17 protein-coding genes and 1 riboswitch are annotated in these 15,441 nt (G+C 64.5%); of the genes, 6 read left to right on the top strand and 11 right to left on the bottom strand.

The window, feature by feature from the left end:
• Positions 1 to 87: 87 nt before the first annotated feature.
• Positions 88 to 582: a DUF2569 domain-containing protein gene (locus BLQ92_RS28550; protein ID WP_090689680.1), complete on the bottom strand. Its 495-nt coding sequence runs from the start codon at positions 580 to 582 to the stop codon at positions 88 to 90.
• 236 nt (positions 583 to 818) lie between these two features.
• Between BLQ92_RS28550 and BLQ92_RS28555 the strand changes: the two genes are divergently transcribed.
• The gene (locus tag BLQ92_RS28555) at positions 819 to 2,024 is read left to right on the top strand and encodes an MFS transporter (protein ID WP_090689683.1); all 1,206 of its coding nucleotides are present in this window, start codon (positions 819 to 821) and stop codon (positions 2,022 to 2,024) included.
• A 47-nt stretch (positions 2,025 to 2,071) separates the two neighbouring features.
• Here BLQ92_RS28555 and BLQ92_RS28560 read toward each other — a convergent pair whose 3' ends face one another.
• The 4 genes from BLQ92_RS28560 to BLQ92_RS28575 all read right to left on the bottom strand — a co-directional run bounded on the left by BLQ92_RS28560 (position 2,072) and on the right by BLQ92_RS28575 (position 4,087).
• Entirely contained in the window at positions 2,072 to 2,512 is a 441-nt protein-coding gene (locus BLQ92_RS28560) for a response regulator (protein ID WP_090689686.1), read from the bottom strand.
• Positions 2,513 to 2,539: 27 nt separating this feature from the next.
• Complete coding sequence (locus tag BLQ92_RS28565; RefSeq protein ID WP_090689690.1) at positions 2,540 to 3,172, bottom strand: response regulator; 633 nt, start codon at positions 3,170 to 3,172, stop codon at positions 2,540 to 2,542.
• Positions 3,173 to 3,275: 103 nt separating this feature from the next.
• Positions 3,276 to 3,839, bottom strand: coding sequence for a ferritin-like domain-containing protein (locus BLQ92_RS28570; RefSeq protein ID WP_090689692.1), 564 nt, complete (start codon positions 3,837 to 3,839; stop codon positions 3,276 to 3,278).
• 86 nt (positions 3,840 to 3,925) lie between these two features.
• Entirely contained in the window at positions 3,926 to 4,087 is a 162-nt protein-coding gene (locus BLQ92_RS28575) for a DUF1328 domain-containing protein (RefSeq protein ID WP_090689695.1), read from the bottom strand.
• A gap of 322 nt (positions 4,088 to 4,409) precedes the next feature.
• Here BLQ92_RS28575 and BLQ92_RS28580 point away from each other — a divergent pair, with 322 nt between their 5' ends.
• Complete coding sequence (locus tag BLQ92_RS28580; protein ID WP_090690084.1) at positions 4,410 to 5,867, top strand: sensor histidine kinase; 1,458 nt, start codon at positions 4,410 to 4,412, stop codon at positions 5,865 to 5,867.
• 214 nt (positions 5,868 to 6,081) lie between these two features.
• Positions 6,082 to 6,216 carry an entericidin A/B family lipoprotein gene (locus BLQ92_RS28585; RefSeq protein WP_090689698.1) on the top strand — a complete coding sequence of 45 codons (135 nt, stop codon included), beginning with the start codon at positions 6,082 to 6,084 and terminating at the stop codon, positions 6,214 to 6,216.
• Positions 6,217 to 6,456: 240 nt separating this feature from the next.
• Here BLQ92_RS28585 and BLQ92_RS28590 read toward each other — a convergent pair whose 3' ends face one another.
• Positions 6,457 to 7,248 carry a DUF4397 domain-containing protein gene (locus BLQ92_RS28590; RefSeq protein WP_090689702.1) on the bottom strand — a complete coding sequence of 264 codons (792 nt, stop codon included), beginning with the start codon at positions 7,246 to 7,248 and terminating at the stop codon, positions 6,457 to 6,459.
• Between the two features lie 335 nt (positions 7,249 to 7,583).
• On the opposite strand from BLQ92_RS28590, the gene BLQ92_RS28595 reads away from it, so the two are divergent.
• Positions 7,584 to 9,614: an NADPH-dependent 2,4-dienoyl-CoA reductase gene (locus BLQ92_RS28595; RefSeq protein ID WP_090689705.1), complete on the top strand. Its 2,031-nt coding sequence runs from the start codon at positions 7,584 to 7,586 to the stop codon at positions 9,612 to 9,614.
• 97 nt (positions 9,615 to 9,711) lie between these two features.
• On the opposite strand, the gene BLQ92_RS28600 is transcribed toward BLQ92_RS28595, so the two are convergent.
• From BLQ92_RS28600 to BLQ92_RS28620, 5 genes are all read right to left on the bottom strand, one after another.
• Positions 9,712 to 10,629 carry an EamA family transporter gene (locus tag BLQ92_RS28600; protein ID WP_090689708.1) on the bottom strand — a complete coding sequence of 306 codons (918 nt, stop codon included), beginning with the start codon at positions 10,627 to 10,629 and terminating at the stop codon, positions 9,712 to 9,714.
• Positions 10,630 to 11,034: 405 nt separating this feature from the next.
• Entirely contained in the window at positions 11,035 to 11,283 is a 249-nt protein-coding gene (locus BLQ92_RS28605; RefSeq protein WP_090689712.1) for a pentapeptide MXKDX repeat protein, read from the bottom strand.
• Between the two features lie 95 nt (positions 11,284 to 11,378).
• Complete coding sequence (locus tag BLQ92_RS28610) at positions 11,379 to 12,173, bottom strand: molybdopterin-dependent oxidoreductase (protein WP_090689715.1); 795 nt, start codon at positions 12,171 to 12,173, stop codon at positions 11,379 to 11,381.
• Positions 12,174 to 12,183: 10 nt separating this feature from the next.
• Positions 12,184 to 12,822: a cytochrome b/b6 domain-containing protein gene (locus tag BLQ92_RS28615; RefSeq protein ID WP_090689719.1), complete on the bottom strand. Its 639-nt coding sequence runs from the start codon at positions 12,820 to 12,822 to the stop codon at positions 12,184 to 12,186.
• Positions 12,823 to 12,853: 31 nt separating this feature from the next.
• The gene (locus tag BLQ92_RS28620) at positions 12,854 to 13,687 is read right to left on the bottom strand and encodes a DUF1223 domain-containing protein (protein ID WP_175772538.1); all 834 of its coding nucleotides are present in this window, start codon (positions 13,685 to 13,687) and stop codon (positions 12,854 to 12,856) included.
• A 186-nt stretch (positions 13,688 to 13,873) separates the two neighbouring features.
• Between BLQ92_RS28620 and BLQ92_RS28625 the strand changes: the two genes are divergently transcribed.
• Both BLQ92_RS28625 and BLQ92_RS28630 read left to right on the top strand, forming a co-directional pair.
• Positions 13,874 to 14,299 carry a GNAT family N-acetyltransferase gene (locus BLQ92_RS28625; protein WP_090689722.1) on the top strand — a complete coding sequence of 142 codons (426 nt, stop codon included), beginning with the start codon at positions 13,874 to 13,876 and terminating at the stop codon, positions 14,297 to 14,299.
• A 468-nt stretch (positions 14,300 to 14,767) separates the two neighbouring features.
• A complete protein-coding gene (locus tag BLQ92_RS28630) occupies positions 14,768 to 15,178 on the top strand; it encodes a GreA/GreB family elongation factor (RefSeq protein WP_090689725.1) in 411 nt (136 codons plus the stop codon).
• 144 nt (positions 15,179 to 15,322) lie between these two features.
• Positions 15,323 to 15,441, top strand: a riboswitch (TPP riboswitch).

Genomic DNA, 15,441 nt, shown 5'->3' on the forward strand with positions numbered 1-15,441 from the left:
CGGCAGTCCACCTGGAACAGTGGACGCTATTGTACGAGAGCCGCGACTAAAAAGAATTGGCGTGCCGCGCCCGGGACGCAGAGCGGATCAGCGGGCAATGAACGTATTGCGCACGCGTTGCGATTGCCTGAGATATGGAATGATCAGAACCGCTGTCACAACGGCGATTACGAAGCCATCGCAAGGAATGGCGATGGCGATCGCAATCGCGTGGCTCATGTAGTCACCGACCAGCCACGCGATGGTACGCATTGCAACGATGGCAAGCAGCCACGCCTGCAGATGCACCGGAAAGCGCGCCGAGCGGCGCCACGCGAGCAACAGCAACCAGCCCGCGCCAGCCACGATGAACACGCCGGCCGCCACGTCCATGCCGACCATCGCGATCACGGTGCGATACCAGCCGTGCGTTTGCGGCCGGACAAATACAGCGAGAAGTTCCCATTCGAGCATCATCTTGAGCGGGTCGTGCAATTCGATGACGGTGGCGAGCACCATTGCCGCGAGCCCAGCAAGCGCCAGCAGCAGACAGCCGCCGAAGCCATTCGGTTGCCGTTCCGTTGTGTGTCCAAGCCTGTTCATGTTGTGCCGTGCCGCGCCGAAAATTGCCAATAGCCCCACACGGGGCCGGGCGATTGTACGGACGGAAAGCGAACGACCATCTCATTTTCACGGGGTGCGCACGGCTCGGAAGGTTCGGGGAAGTCCGCGAGCTTCACCCCCGAAAGGACAGCGCGTCAGCACGATCCGCCCCGCTCCGGTATGATCGGCTCGCCTGGAGATCGTCCATCCTGGTAGCCCATCAAACGCCCCCGCTTATGTCCACTTCCGATTCCGCCGCACCCGTCACCACTGACCGCTCGCTGCGGGCGCTGCTGCTTCTGCTCGCCGTCATCGCGGGCGTCTCCGTCGCGAACATCTATTACAACCAGCCGCTGCTCGACAATTTGCGCGAGTCGTTCCCGAAGAGCGCGTCGTGGGTCGGCGCCGTGCCGGCCGTGACACAGTTGGGCTACGCCGCCGGCATGCTATTTCTGGCGCCGCTCGGCGACCGCTTCGACCGGCGCTTGCTGATTCTTCTGCAGATCGCCGGCATCTGTGTGGCGCTGGTGATCGCCGCGAGCGCGCCGAGTCTCACCGTGCTGATCGGCGCCAGCCTCGCGATCGGCGTGCTCGCCACTATCGCGCAGCAGGCCGTGCCGTTCGCCGCCGAACTCGCGCCGCCCTCGGGCCGTGGTCATGCGGTCGGCACGGTAATGAGCGGGTTGTTGCTGGGGATCTTGCTGGCGCGAACCGCGGCGGGCTTTATCGCCGAGTATTTCGGCTGGCGCGCGGTGTTCGGCGCCTCCGTGGTGGCGCTGCTGGTGCTGGCCGTCGTCATCTGGCTGCGCCTGCCGAAAAGCCGGCCCACCTCGACGCTGCCCTACGGCAAGCTGATGGTGTCGATGTGGCATCTGATCGTCGAACACCCGGGCTTGCGCGAAGCTTCGCTTACCGGTGCGTGCATGTTCGCGGCCTTCAGCATCTTCTGGTCGGTGCTGGCGCTGCTGCTGGCAGGCGCGCCGTTCCATCTCGGACCGCAGGCCGCGGGGCTGTTCGGCATTGTCGGCGCGGCCGGAGCGCTCGCCGCACCGCTGGCCGGCAAGTTCTCGGACCGGCGCGGGCCGCGCACGATCATTTCGCTGTCGATCGGGCTGGTGGCCGTGTCGTTCGTGGTGTTCGGCCTGTCCGGCGCGAGCATCGCCGGGCTGGTAGTGGGCGTGATCATCCTCGATGTGGGCGTGCAGGCCGCGCAGATTTCCAACCAGTCGCGCATCTACGCGCTTTCGCCGGATGCCCGCAGCCGGGTGAATACGGTCTACATGGTGGCGTATTTCATCGGCGGCGCGGCGGGTTCGGCGGTGGGCGCCGTGGTCTGGTCGTCGTTCGGATGGATTGGCGTGAGCATCGCCGGTCTGGCGTTCGCCGGGCTCGGGGCGTGGAATCATGCGCGCCGGCCAGCACGGCCGGTGGCGGCTTCCTGAGCGCTGAGCCTGATCAACGCATCGGCGCGTAAGCAATGCCGGCCGCGTCAGGCGCCCGGCTGCTCTCCCTGGCTGCGCGTCTGCGCATAATCATGCAGCGCATCGATCACGCGATCGAACTCAAAGGATTTGTCGTAGAAATGGCGCACGCCGTATTGCAGGCAGCGCTCGCGGTAAGCCGGCAGCGCATGATTGGTCAGGACCGCCGCAAAGGTCCGCTCGATCAGACCCTCGCGCTGCAGGTAGGCCAGCACCGGCACCCCTGAGCCGTGCTTGAGTTGCAGGTCGATGATCACCGCGTCGAAGCTCTCGCCGTTCAACAGCGCGATCGCCTCGTCCGACGTATCCGCATAGGCCACGACATGTAGCACCCCGGACGCGTCGATCGCTTCGACAAGACTGCGGCGGATCAACGCCGAATCCTCGATCAGCAGCACCCGCAAAGGCGGCTGGCCGGCGTTGGGGGAAGTGGTCGAATCGCTGCTCATTGCTATGGGTCCGCACGGGGCTCCGCATCACTCGATCAGGCCGTTCTTGATCGCGTAGTAAGTCAGGTCGGCGTTGTTGGTCAGACGCATTTTCTCCAGCACCCGCGCCCGGTAGGTGCTCACCGTCTTCACCGATAAATGCAGCTCTTCTGCAATGTCGGTCGGAATCTGCCCGGCGGCAAGCTTGCAGAAGATCTGGAATTCCCGCTCCGACAGCGCCTCATGGGGGCGGCCGGCCGCCGGCTTGTCGAGATTGTCGGCGAGCGTGTCGGCCACCGCCTCCGACAAATAGCGATGCCCGCGCGCCACCGCACGGATCGCCCGCACGATTTCGTCGGGCTCGCAATCCTTGTTCAGGTAGCCGTTCGCGCCCGCGCGCAGCAGATTGATGGCGTACTGGCTCTCGGGATAGCCGGAGAGGATCAGCACGCCCTGCTCCGGGCGCACCTGCTTGATGATCCGCAAGGTGTCGATACCGTTCTTGTCGGGCATGGCGATATCGAGCAGTACGACGTCGAAGGCCTGCTCGCGCACGAGGCTGATGGTTTCGTCGCCGGTCGCGGCTTCCGCAGCCACGAACATATCCGGCTCGTCGGCGACGAACTGTCTGAAACCGCCCCGGACGATCGCGTGATCGTCGGCTATCAACACTCGAATCATCGGCTTCCTGTCAGTGCGGTGGAGAAACGCTGCACAGTCCACATTGTAATGACGTCCCGCCTCAAGCGAGGCGAAACGTCCGGGCAGGCCCTGCGCCCCTCGCTCACTCGCGGCCCTCGAGCAGGTCGGCCATGTCGTCGGCATGCTCTTCCTCGACGGCGAGGACTTCCTCGAAGATCCGGCGCGTGGTCACGTCGTTATCGCCGAGGTAGCGAATGATCTCGCGATAGGTGTCGATAGCGATCCGCTCGGCCACCAGGTTCTCGCGAATCATGTCGGTCAGGTTGGCGCCTTCCTTGTACTCGGAGTGTGAACGCGTCTGCAGACTCTCGGGGGCAAAGTCCGGCTCGCCGCCCAGTTGCACGATGCGCTCGGCAAACCTGTCGGCATGCTCCTGCTCCTCGCTGGCGTGCTCGGCGAATTCGGCCGCGACCGCTTCCGAGTTGATGCCCTTGGCCATGAAATGATGCCGTTTATAGCGCAGCGTGCAGACGATTTCGGTGGCGAGCGCGTCGTTCAGCAGCTTGAGCACGCTCTGGCGGTCGGCGCCGTAGGTCTGCGTCACCGGCCCATCGGACATATGCTTGCGGGCCTGTTCGCGGATTTTCTGCAGATCCATCACGAACGGATCGTGGGACTGGGTTGAGGTACTGGAAGACTTCGACATTGAGCTTCTCCTTGATCCGGTATGGGGGAACTGCACATCCCGCACGAAACGCGCCTGATGCGCCGGGGTTGGAAGCCGTGCCGCGACTACGTCCGGATTACGCCGAGCAGCAGCGTGACGACGAACACGACCAGAAAAATGTAGAACAGGATCTTGGCGATCTCGGCCGCGCCTGCCGCGATGCCGGTAAAGCCGAACACGGCGGCAATGATGGCGATGACGAAGAATACGACTGCGTAGTGAAGCATGGCGGCTCTCCTTCCTGAAGTGGCTGTTGTTGTTTCAGCATGATGGATTGCTCCTGAAACGCGGAGCGAAGTGACACAGTCATCCTAGTGATCTGGACGGCATACCGCATTCCGACTCACGCCGTTTTTCGTGTGAGAATCCGCCGACATTGCATTACAGGGGCTTTACGGGAGCGGGGCATGCGCCGTGCTGCGGGCCGGGTAACCCCACCCGCAATGCGCGCTGCTTCGGCAGTCAGACAGACAGGACAGCTGCCCCACCCGGCGCTGCGACCGCTACACTGGTGCCTCGGGAAAGGAGCGAGGCGTGCAAAAGGTGAAAATGGTGCGAATGGTGCAAAAGGTCCAAAACCTCGCCGCGGCGACGAGACTCAACGACTGGATGCGCAACCGCAGCTGGGCGATAGCGATGACGGTCGCGATCGTCATCACGGTGGGCGGCCTCGTGATTCTCGAGACCGCTCGCGAGCGCATCGCCGCCGAATACGAGAGCGCACTCGAAGCACGCGACGTCAGCGTGCAACTGAGCACGCTCGAAAGCCAGCTTGCGCGGCTAGGCGCCTACCAGAGCGGCTTTCTTCTGACGAAGCAGGCCGCCAGCGCGCAGGCCTATTGCACGACGGCGGCGCGCCTGCGGCAGACCGCCCAGCAACTGAACCTCTACTACCACCGTCGCGAAGCGGGCAGCGCGGGAACCGCGAGCTTCACCGAGATCGCGGCGCAGATCGACGCGCGCATTGGCGCCGGCGCCGCTGCAATGCAGCAGGCCGCGCCGCAACCGCTCGGACTCGCCGCCTGCGGCACCGCCAGCGACGCGGGTCTGGTGGACACGGCACTGGTCGACAGCACGCTTTCGCTGCTGCGCGACAACGAGGCGCGGCGCGCCCAGCATGCGCTCGACGCGAGCCGCGCCGATCAGCGCGTTTCAACCTTCGTGGCGGCTGGGCTGTCGGCGTTGAATATCGTCTTGTTCATCCTGCTGTTTCGCAACCTCGGCATCCAGATCGACCGCCAGGCGCGCGTGCAGCGGCAACTGATCACCCAGCAGGAAGAACTCGACCAGCTCGTCAACGAGCGCACCCGCCAGCTCGAAGCGCTGGGCTGGCATTTGCAGGCCGTCAGCGAAAACGAAAAGACGCAACTCGCGCGCGAGCTACACGACGAACTGGGCGCCATTCTCACGGCGAGCAAGATGGATGTCGCCTGGGCCAACCGCAAGCTGAAGGACAGCGAGCCGGCGATCTCCGAGAAGCTCACCCGGGCGCTTGCCAACCTCGATCAGGGCATTGCGCTCAAGCGCCGCATCATCGAAGACATGCGGCCCACCGTGCTGGCGAATTTCGGTCTGGTCACTGCGCTGCGCACGCTTGCCGACGAAGCGGCGCAACGCAACAACTGGGTGCTCGACCTGCAACTGCCCGCGGACGACATCCAGCTCGACGAGCAGACCGAGATCGCGCTGTTCCGGGTCGCGCAGGAGTCGCTGACCAATGCGGCGAAGTACGCCCGCGCGTCGCAAGTCTCGATCGGTCTGCAGGTAGAGGATGCGCAGGTCGCGCTGTCGATTGCCGATAACGGTGTGGGCATCATGCCCGCCGATCTGAAGCGCACTCACACGCATGGTTTGCTCGGCATGCGCCAGCGTGTGGCGGCGCACGGCGGCCACTTCGATATCCGCCGTGGCGTGCCGAACGGTACCGATATTCACGTGGTGATGCCCTGCGTCCGCGCGAGCGTGCCCGAGGCGCCGCCGGCCGGCACTTCGCCAGGCTCCGTCTAGCCCTGTCACGCAGAACCGCGCATGTAGGACTGCTCCGACACAAACAACGGAGCACACCTACAAGAAAATCGCGGGCGCGCTGACAGCGTCGCGACCGCTCATTTTTTAAGATGCAATCAGACCGGATCGGCTGGCGTGATGCCCGGTCGGACGCCAGGGAGGGTGCCGAAGTGGCGGCGCGTCCATCAATGCATTCTTCAAAAGGAGAACACTCATGACTCGACTCATCGCTTTGCTTCTCATTGCGGGGACTGCGGCACTCGCCGGCTGCAATACCATGGCAGGCGCCGGTCAGGACATTTCGAACGGCGGTCACGACCTGTCGAACGCTGCGGAACAAGCCAAGTAACACGGCTTGACGGCGCCCGAACGGCGCCGTCGGCATCGATTCAATCTCAGCTGCAAATCGGGCCCGGTGCGTTCGTGCGTCGGGCTCTTTTTTATGCGTGCTGCGCTGCTTCGGCCTCGTCAAAAAACAAAGCGGCGATCCACCCGTGATGGACCGCCGCCCCGCCCCTCCCTCCTATGCCCATTGTCGTCCCAGCGTATTGGACACTTATCGAGCCCTTTTCGAGCCTTGCTTGAGCGCCTATTGCCCCGTCAGCGAGTTGGTCAACTCCAGCGCCGGCTGGCTGGTGTTGCCGCCCTGCGCCACCAGCAAGTGAATCTGACCCGGCAGCAACTGGCTCAACGTGCCGGCGATCGGCACCGTCGTCACCAGCCAGTCGGCATTGTTAGCAAGACTAAATACCGCCGACTGGAAGATCGGCGTTTTGCTGCCCGCCGCCGTGGCGATCGCGATATAGGTGCCGCCTGACAGATAGAGCGAGTCCTGACCGCTTGCCGGCACCGCGTTGCTGAACGAGACGCCCGCCATCGTCGGGCTGACCGTGTTGATGTTGGTCCCCGAAGGCACGATATAGAGGTCGAGATTGGTTGCGTTCGCCGAGGCGTTGAACGCCCGCACCCGCGCGTCGCTCGAGAGCAGGCCCTTGTCGAACGGATCGTCGATCAGCCCGATACCCGGCGAAGTGAGTCCAGGCAAGGCGATGACGGTGTATTCATGACCGTTGGCGGTATCCGGGAAATTGCCGCTCGCGAGCGCCGTGGTCGTGCCGGTGTTGGCGTAGCCGACATTGGTCGATCCCGTGCCGATGTTGGTGAAGTTCGTCACGCCCAGATAGTTGACATTGGTTTGTCCTCCAGGCGCCGTCCCGTTGACGAGGAGGTCGTAGGCCGGAGCGCCAGGAACCGCGTTTTCGAAGTGGATTTCCGGATCAGTGATCCCAAGCGTTTTCGCCGCGTCACTGCCGCTGCCGCCGCACGCCGTCAAGACCGACGCAACGCCAATCATGGCCGCCATGGTTCGGATGAGCTTCATATAATCACCTATATCGATGTCGGGTCTCTGACCCATTAGTTGTATGAGCGCCCCACCCGCCGGATGCCGTGTTCGTTTTTCATTGGAACGGCTTCTAGCCAGGCGTCACGGGGACGCTCTCTCCTATCCCTGTTGCACATCGGTTCGGTTTCGATGCGCGTGATACGGACGCTCGCATTCAGCAATCGGTGTGCCGCATATGCCAGATCGTGCCTGGCACCGTCAAGACAGGCTTGATGCCCAACGAGTCAGGCGGATTAGAATTTTTCCTCGGAAGTCTGGCCCGGCCGGCAGTGTATCGTTCGGGCGCGTCCCACTTTTACAAGGCCCGTTGCATGCCTTACCGACTCTTACTCTCCGAACTCGACCTCGGCTTCACGACCCTGCGCAACCGCGTGGTCATGGGTTCGATGCATACGGGCATGGAAGACCGCTTCTGGAATTACCCGAAGCTCGCCGCGTATTTCCGTGAGCGCGCCAAGGGCGGCGCCGGCCTGATCATCACCGGCGGCATCTCGCCGAACCGGCAAGGCTGGCTGCTGCCGTTCGGCGGCACGCTCAATTCCGTGTTCGATCTGCGCAATCACCGCCTGGTCACGGATGCGGTACATGCGGAAGGCGGCAAGATCGCGCTGCAGATCCTCCACGCGGGACGCTATGGGTACCAACCGTTCGTAGTGTCCGCTTCGGCGCTCAAGTCGCCGATTTCGAAATTCAAGCCGCGTGCGTTGACGCTTGCAGGCATCGCCAGGACGGTGCGCGACTACGCCCGCTGCGCACGCCTCGCGCAACGCGCCGGCTACGACGGCATCGAAATCATGGGCAGCGAAGGCTATCTGCTCAACCAGTTTCTCTGCCCACGCACCAACCAGCGTAGCGACGCTTACGGCGGCAGCCTCGAGAACCGCCTGCGGCTTGCGCGCGAGATCGTCGAAAGCGTACGGGCCGTGTGCGGCGCGCGCTTTATCGTGGTGTACCGGCTCTCGCTGATCGACCTTGTGGAAGGCGGCAATACCTGGGACGAGACCGTGCAGGTCGCGCAAGCGCTGGAGGCGGCCGGCGTCACGATGTTCAACACCGGGATCGGCTGGCACGAGGCGCGCGTGCCGACCATCGTGACCTCGGTGCCACGTGCGGCCTTTGCACCGCTCAGTGCGCGCCTGAAGGCGGCCGTCAAGGTGCCGGTGATCGTCTCGAACCGCATCAACACGCCGGAGCTTGCCGAAGACCTGCTCGCCCAGGGCATGGGCGACCTGGTGTCGCTCGCGCGGCCGATGCTCGCCGATCCGGACTTCGTCGTGAAGACCGCTGAGGGACGCACGCACGAAATCAACACCTGTATCGCCTGCAATCAGGCCTGTCTCGATCACACGTTCCAGAACCGGCGGGCAAGCTGCCTCGTCAATCCGCGCGCGGGACGCGAGACCGAACTGGTGTACCGGTCGCTCGCGGGCAACCAGCCGCCGCGTTCGATCGCGGTCGTCGGTGCGGGTCCGGCGGGTTTGTCGGCGGCGACGGTGGCCGCCTCGCGCGGACATCGCGTCACGCTATTCGATGCAAGCGCAACCATCGGCGGGCAGTTCAATCTCGCCATGCGCGTGCCCGGCAAGGAAGAGTTCAGCGAAACGATCCGCTATTTTCAGAGCCAGTTGCAGCGGCATGGCGTCGAGGTGCGGCTCGCGACCCGTGTGGATGCGGCGTTGCTCGCCGCCGGCGGCTATGACGAGGTGATCCTCGCCACCGGCATCGTGCCGCGCCGCCCGGCGATTGCCGGCATCGAGCATGGCAATGTGCTGTCCTACGTCGACGTGCTGCGCGGCGCGCCGGTCGGCCGCAGTGTCGCGGTGATCGGTGCGGGCGGCATCGGCTTCGACGTCAGCGAGTTTCTGCTGCATCACGCGGGCGAACCGCTGCCGCAACCGCGCGACGCATGGCTAGACGAATGGGGCGTGGACCTGGCCGTGCGCGAGCGCGGCGGCCTGAAAGCGCCGCGGCCTGCGCAGCCGGTGCGCGACATCTGGCTGCTGCAGCGCAAGGCCGGCAAGCTCGGCGCGGGCCTCGGCAAGACCTCGGGATGGGTCCATCGGGCCACGCTGGCGCGTAACGGGGTGCGCATGCTCGACGGCGTGTCGTATCTGGAGATCAGCGAGCGCGGCCTGAAGATCGCGCGTGAAGGCGTCGAGCAGTGGCTGGAAGTGGAGACGATCGTGATCTGCGCTGGGCAGGATTCGTTGCGCGATCTACAACCGGCTGCCCCGCCCGCCAACGGCCCGCGCTATCACGTGATCGGCGGCGCAGCGCTCGCCAGTGAGCTGGATGCGAAGCGCGCGATTCGCGAAGGCGCGGAACTGGCGGCGCGGTTGTAGCGAGGGCGCGCGCGGGATAGCCGCGCGCGTGCGGCAACGTACGGCTGCCGTGGGAGCGGCTCATCAGCAGCGGGCTGTCACACCCCTGGTGCGCCGCTCACGCCAGCCCGCGGCGCCGGTAATCGAACCAGAACGACAAGCCAACGCTCGCGAGAATCACCACGGTCGCAATCACCGTCGCGCTCGTCACCGGCTCGCCGAGCAGCAACGCGCCGAGCGCGACCGCCACCACCGGGTTCACGTACATGCAACTGCTGGCAATGATCGGGCTGGTATGACGGATCAGATACCCGTACGCGACATACGCGGCCATGGTGCCGACCAGCATCAGGTAGAGGAACGCCAGCACCGGCAGGAAGTGCACCTCGGCCATGCGCTCGCCGGAGACCCAGGCGACGACCGTCGACATCGCGCCGCCCAGGCCGATCTGCAGCGCGGTGGACAGGAACAGGTCCGAGGGCAGCTTCAGACGCCCGGCCAGATGAGCGCCGCCGGCCCAGAAGAGCGCTCCGCATAGGATGGCGAGACTGCCGCCGGCCGAACCCGACGAGCCGCCGCCGTGACGCAGGATCGCAATGCCGACGAGGCCGAGGCCCACGGCAAACCATTCGCCCCGCCCTATCTTGCGTCCCGCGAACGCGGCGATGACGGTCGCGAACAGCGGCACGGTGGCGACCATCACGGCAGCCGTGCCGGTGCCGACCGTGCGCATCCCGTAAGCCAGCATCCCGCTCGACAACCCGACCAGCATCGTGCCGACCAACCCGGCGTTGCGGACCTCGGACGCGCTCGGCCAGACCGGATTGCGGCGCGCGGCGAAGACGAACAGGCCGATCCCCGCAAACAGGTTGCGCAAGCCGGACAGCAGCAGCGGCGGAAACGAGCCGAGCGCGACGTGCACGGCCAGATAGGTGGAGCCCCAGACGAGGTAGACGACGGCGAGCGCGAGTGCGATCCGGCCGTTACGGGACTGGGGAAGGCGCAGCGGAAAACGCTCAGGAAGCGACAGCGGCATGCCTTCAGCCCACCCGTGCCGTTCGAGGCGCTGCGCCTGCGCTCATGACCCGAAGGCCGGATGGCGGGCGCCGCATCGCGAATGCGGCCTGACAGGCAAGGCTGGAAGACATGGTGGTCGAGCAGGGAGAAGGACGTGGGAAGCAAACCTGGCCGGTCAAGGCGGCCGGGCCGTCACGATACGCTGTGCTCCCCGCGCCGCCTGAAGGCAGCGGGCGTTCGCTCCAAAACCGGCGAACACCCCGGCGCGCCGACCGTTCGGCGCACCCGCAGCATTATGCAGGAACACCGTTGGACGTAAATGAAAGATTCGTAAGTTGTGTATCCGCAACACGGTCGGGCCAGAGCCATGCCCCAGCCCGACCTTGCCAGACGGCACGGGTCAGGCGAACCCGCCGCAGTGGCTTCAGTTGGCCATCGCACCCGAGGCTTCGTGCTTCATGCCCATTGCATCGCCGCCCTTCTTCATCTTGTCCTTGGACATGGCGTCTTTCGACATCGTGTCCTTCGACATCGCATCTTTCGACATGCTGTCCTTCTTCATGGTGTCGTGCGACATCGCATCGTTCGACATGGCGCCGCTCGCCTGGGCGAAGGCAGCCGTGCCGCTCGTCAGAAAGGCGACGGCCAGTGCTGCGATTGCGTACTTCTTCATGGGATTGCTCCGTTTGTTGTGGGTCAATAGTGCCGGTCATGCCGGCGTGTTTCCGAAGCTTCTGCCGCTCGCGGGTCGGGCCCAACCCGCGCGCGTCAGGAGCCTCCGAACCAGTTGTAGCCCTGGTCGACCCAATAGCCGCCAGGGTAGGTGTTGGTGACGAACATCTCGACGATGTGCTTCGGATTCTTGTAGCCGAGCTTGGTCGGCATGCGCAGCTTCATCGGGAAGCCGTATTTCGGCGGCAACTGCTGGCCGTCGTATTCGAACGTGAGGAGCGTCTGCGGATGCAGGGCGGTCGCCATGTCGATGCTTTCGTAGTACTCGTCGGCGCATTTGAAGCCGACGTACTTCGCGCTCGTGTCGGCGCCCACGCGCCGCAGGAAATCGGCGAACGGCGTGCCGCCCCAGCGGCCAATCGCGCTCCATCCCTCCACGCAGATATGCCGCGTAATCTGCTCGGCATGCGGCAGCGCATACAGTTCGGGCAGACTCCACGTACGCTGGCCGGTGACGAGGCCGCTGAGTTTCAGGCGGTAGTCCGAAGCATCGACCTCGGGCACCGAGTCGACGCCATAAAACGCGTTGAAGGGAAACGGCCGCGTGATCTGCGCTTCGGTGTAAGTGGGCGCCAGTTGCTTCGGATCGAAGATGAACGCCTGGGCGCTGTCGTTCAGACGCGAGACGGCACTCAGAAACGTATTCACCGATTTGTCGTCCGTGAGCGAGCAACCGGTCAGCATCGACAGGCCGCCGAGCGTAAGCAACTGCTTGCCGAACAGGCGCCGCGACGGCAAGGCGAGTTCGCGGCGCGCGTCGATCAGGATCGATTCGCGGTCGAGCTTGCTCGCGAGGATGCGGCGCGCCGGTTTCTTGTCTGGTGTGGTCATAGTGATCTCCTTAGCGGCCGCGCAGCATCGCGAGCAGCGAGCGCGGGACGAGCGCCACCATCGCCAGATGCACGACGATGAAAGCCGCCATCAGCGACATGGCGCAAAAGTGCACGACGCGTGCGTTGTCATAGCCGCCCATCAGTTCGCGCAGCAGCGGAAACTGCACCGACTTCCAGATCGCGAGGCCCGAGAGCACCAGCACGATCAGGTCGCACACCACGAACACGTAGGCGAATCTCTGCACCGCGTTGTAGACCCGCAGATCGGCGTGCGAGAGCTTGCCGGTCAGCGCGGCGATGAAGTCGTGCAGGATGGCGCGCGGCGAGAGCGGCAGGAACTTGCGGAAAAAACGCCCGCTAAAGAGGTTGAGCGCGAGGTACACGAGGCCGTTGAAGACCAGCAACCACATCGCCGCAAAGTGCCATTGCAGCGCGCCGCCGAGCCAGCCGCCGAGCGTGAGCGAAGGTGGAAACATGAAGCCCTTGAAAACCGGCGACGCGTCGTAGATGCGCCAGCCGGAGAGCATCATCAGGATCGCCGCGAGCGCGTTGAGCCAATGGGTGACACGCACCCAGACCGGGTGAATCGTGCCGCTGCGCGGCGTAGCGGGCGGCGCCGTGTCGGTTAGCGTGTGAGGGGTTGCCATGTGAGTCTCCCAAAGTGGCTGGCGGCCTGTTTCAATGACAGGCTGCCAGTTCAGCCACCTGCAATACCTCGCCGGTGGCGGCGTTTTCGACAAAGGCCACGACGCCGAACTTGCCGGGCTGCGCGTTGGCGTCCGCCGCCTCGGCAGCGTCAAGCGCGATATCGCGGTGAATCTGTGCGCTGCCGGCCGCGAGCGGCACGGGGCCAATCCATTGCCGCACCACGCGCTCATGATGGAGCGTAGCACCGCTGTTTTCGCCGGCGCGCACCTGCGAAGTCAGCGCGTTTTCGTAAACCGCCACATAAGCGTTCAACGGCTCGCTGATCACAGCCTTCGCGGTAAAGCGCGCATCGACGTTAAAGCCGGTGCTGCCTTGAGCGGGCGCGGCCAGTGCCAGCGCGATATCGGCCTGGGCCGGCTCGGCGGTCACCTTATGGATGCGCTCTTCAAAGCTCTCGGGTTGCGACCAGCCGCGCAATTCGCGACCCGATACGAAGACTTCCGGCGTGTAGATGGTGTGAGCGCCGGCGAGATCGGTCAGGCTCTGCTGACGCTCTGTGAAACGGTGCTGCGAAAAGCGGTCGGTCCAGCCGAGGCTGTTCCAGTAGTCCACATGCAAGGCGAGCGGCACGATGCTCTGCGACGTACCACTGTCTTTCCACTGGCTCAGCCACCGGTCTGCGGGCGGACAGCTATTGCAGCCCTCGCTGCTGTAGAGCTCCACCAGAGCGACGCGGTGGGCCGGGCTGTGGGCCGTGCACATCGACGCGGCCGCCTGAGCGGCGCCGCTCGTGGCGAGCGCGGCGAGCAGCGCGACTGCGCGCACGAAACGCGAGTCGGCAAAGCGGCGGGTGACGGGATGCATGACAGGCTCCATGAGGAAATCTGCACGTTTGTCGAACTGCGCCATCGGTTATGACAGCGGTTTCGAAAATATTTTTCCGGCAAGCGCAGGACGGACCAGGCTGGGTTGCCGAACTCGTCTTTGATACGATCGACGCCGACAAAGACAATGGTTATGGCCTTCCCGTTCGGAATACACACTGCGCACATGTCCTTGCCCACCCCGACGCTGCATACCGTTCGCCTGCTACTGCGCCCTTTCACGCAAGCCGACACGGACGCCATCTTCGCGCTGCACAGTAGCCCACGCGTGTTGCGCTACTGGGATCCCGGTTATCGCAGCGCGAGGATGGGCTACTGCCTCGATGACGCGGCATGGGGCCAAGGCTTCGCCACCGAAGCCGCAGGTGCTGTGTTGCAGTGGGCCTTCTACACGCTGGACCTGAACCGCGTCCAGGCCGAGGCCGACACGCGCAACACGGCATCGGGCCGGGTGCTGGAGAAGCTCCGGTTTGTCCGCGAAGGTACGCTGCGCGAAGATTGCATTGTGGATGGCGAGGTGTCGGATTCCTGGGTGTATGGGCTTCTCAGGCGGGAATGGAAGCCGTTGCAGCCCGGGTCGGCGGCAGGCTGAAACGGTGGCAAGTGCGATCTCACAGGAATCTCCCCAGTTCTCAGTGGCTACCCATGAGCCGGCTGGCGGGTAAGTGTGGGGCCTAACCCCTCGCCTCGAACCGACCCACTTCGACCTGCGTCAAAAAGCGTCGCCCCGGATTGTCGAGCGTCTCACCGTGCGCGTGCTACTATCAATGATCCTCTTGTGCCGCTTCGTTCGGCATTTATTTTTACGATAACTCCCGGCTTCCTGATGCGTACTGCATGCTACCGTGCCCTGTCCCGACTGCGCCTTCGCGGCGCGGCTGGATATGCGCGCGCCACAGCCTTGCGCGAAGCCATCCCCCACCGCCAGCCCACGCTCCCGCTCTGCGCCGCCCGGCGTCCGACCTGAACGATTCTCCGCACCGGAGCCCGTCAGCCGGGCTCCGGGCCGATCTCATCCGCAAGCAGTACCTTTTTATGCAGATCGAAATGGAGAACCGTCATGAAGAAGACGAAAACCTGTTACCTCACCGAACTCGACGTCGCCCGTCTCGAGAAACACGCATCCATGCCGGGCGCCGACGCCCGCATGCAAGACATGCTCGATGAGCTATTGATGCGCGCCGTCACCGTGGAGGCGCGCGACATCCCCGCCAACGTCGTCACGATGAATTCGCGCGCCACGCTCGCCGACGAAGCGACCGGCGAGCAAATGACCTGGACGGTCGTCTACCCGCCGAACGCGGATGTCGGCAGCGGCCGGCTGAACGTGTTTTCCCCCGCGGGTCTCGCGCTGCTAGGCGCGAAACGCGGCGAACGGATCCGCTTCACCCCGCCGAGCGGCGCGGAGAAAACGCTGAAAATCGAGCAGATCCTGTTTCAGCCGGAAGCCGCCGACGATTTCACGCTCTAAGCGCGGCTACCTTTCATGCTGCGGCGCATCACTGCGCGCCGCCCAATAGAGATAAGCCTGATGGCCTGTAAGGCGGCCACTCATGGCGTGCCGCCCATTTCGAGACCGGTTGCCAAGCACCGGTCGGCCGGTGTATCGTTTGGCCTGCTAACGCGGGGGTCCTGCGTCGCACGGAGGTAGGAGGTCTGTGCTGCGTGGGTGAGAAATACCCTTTGAACCTGATCTGGATAATGCCAGCGCAGGGAAGCGTACGGAATTCGCCG

This window comes from Paraburkholderia phenazinium (assembly GCF_900100735.1).
Classification (GTDB): Bacteria; Pseudomonadota; Gammaproteobacteria; order Burkholderiales; family Burkholderiaceae; genus Paraburkholderia; species Paraburkholderia phenazinia.

Excerpts from the sequence above, each read along its gene's own strand:
- BLQ92_RS28615 (WP_090689719.1), bottom strand. The coding sequence starts at position 12,822 with ATGGCAACCCCTCACACGCTAACCGACACGGCGCCGCCCGCTACGCCG.
- BLQ92_RS28555 (WP_090689683.1), top strand. The coding sequence starts at position 819 with ATGTCCACTTCCGATTCCGCCGCACCCGTCACCACTGACCGCTCGCTG.
- BLQ92_RS28565 (WP_090689690.1), bottom strand. The coding sequence starts at position 3,172 with ATGATTCGAGTGTTGATAGCCGACGATCACGCGATCGTCCGGGGCGGT.
- BLQ92_RS28620 (WP_175772538.1), bottom strand. The coding sequence starts at position 13,687 with ATGCATCCCGTCACCCGCCGCTTTGCCGACTCGCGTTTCGTGCGCGCA.
- BLQ92_RS28625 (WP_090689722.1), top strand. The coding sequence starts at position 13,874 with ATGTCCTTGCCCACCCCGACGCTGCATACCGTTCGCCTGCTACTGCGC.
- BLQ92_RS28570 (WP_090689692.1), bottom strand. The coding sequence starts at position 3,839 with ATGTCGAAGTCTTCCAGTACCTCAACCCAGTCCCACGATCCGTTCGTG.
- BLQ92_RS28605 (WP_090689712.1), bottom strand. The coding sequence starts at position 11,283 with ATGAAGAAGTACGCAATCGCAGCACTGGCCGTCGCCTTTCTGACGAGC.
- BLQ92_RS28575 (WP_090689695.1), bottom strand. The coding sequence starts at position 4,087 with ATGCTTCACTACGCAGTCGTATTCTTCGTCATCGCCATCATTGCCGCC.
- BLQ92_RS28610 (WP_090689715.1), bottom strand. The coding sequence starts at position 12,173 with ATGACCACACCAGACAAGAAACCGGCGCGCCGCATCCTCGCGAGCAAG.
- BLQ92_RS28550 (WP_090689680.1), bottom strand. The coding sequence starts at position 582 with ATGAACAGGCTTGGACACACAACGGAACGGCAACCGAATGGCTTCGGC.
- BLQ92_RS28580 (WP_090690084.1), top strand. The coding sequence starts at position 4,410 with ATGGTGCGAATGGTGCAAAAGGTCCAAAACCTCGCCGCGGCGACGAGA.
- BLQ92_RS28560 (WP_090689686.1), bottom strand. The coding sequence starts at position 2,512 with ATGAGCAGCGATTCGACCACTTCCCCCAACGCCGGCCAGCCGCCTTTG.
- BLQ92_RS28590 (WP_090689702.1), bottom strand. The coding sequence starts at position 7,248 with ATGAAGCTCATCCGAACCATGGCGGCCATGATTGGCGTTGCGTCGGTC.
- BLQ92_RS28630 (WP_090689725.1), top strand. The coding sequence starts at position 14,768 with ATGAAGAAGACGAAAACCTGTTACCTCACCGAACTCGACGTCGCCCGT.
- BLQ92_RS28595 (WP_090689705.1), top strand. The coding sequence starts at position 7,584 with ATGCCTTACCGACTCTTACTCTCCGAACTCGACCTCGGCTTCACGACC.
- BLQ92_RS28600 (WP_090689708.1), bottom strand. The coding sequence starts at position 10,629 with ATGCCGCTGTCGCTTCCTGAGCGTTTTCCGCTGCGCCTTCCCCAGTCC.
- BLQ92_RS28585 (WP_090689698.1), top strand. The coding sequence starts at position 6,082 with ATGACTCGACTCATCGCTTTGCTTCTCATTGCGGGGACTGCGGCACTC.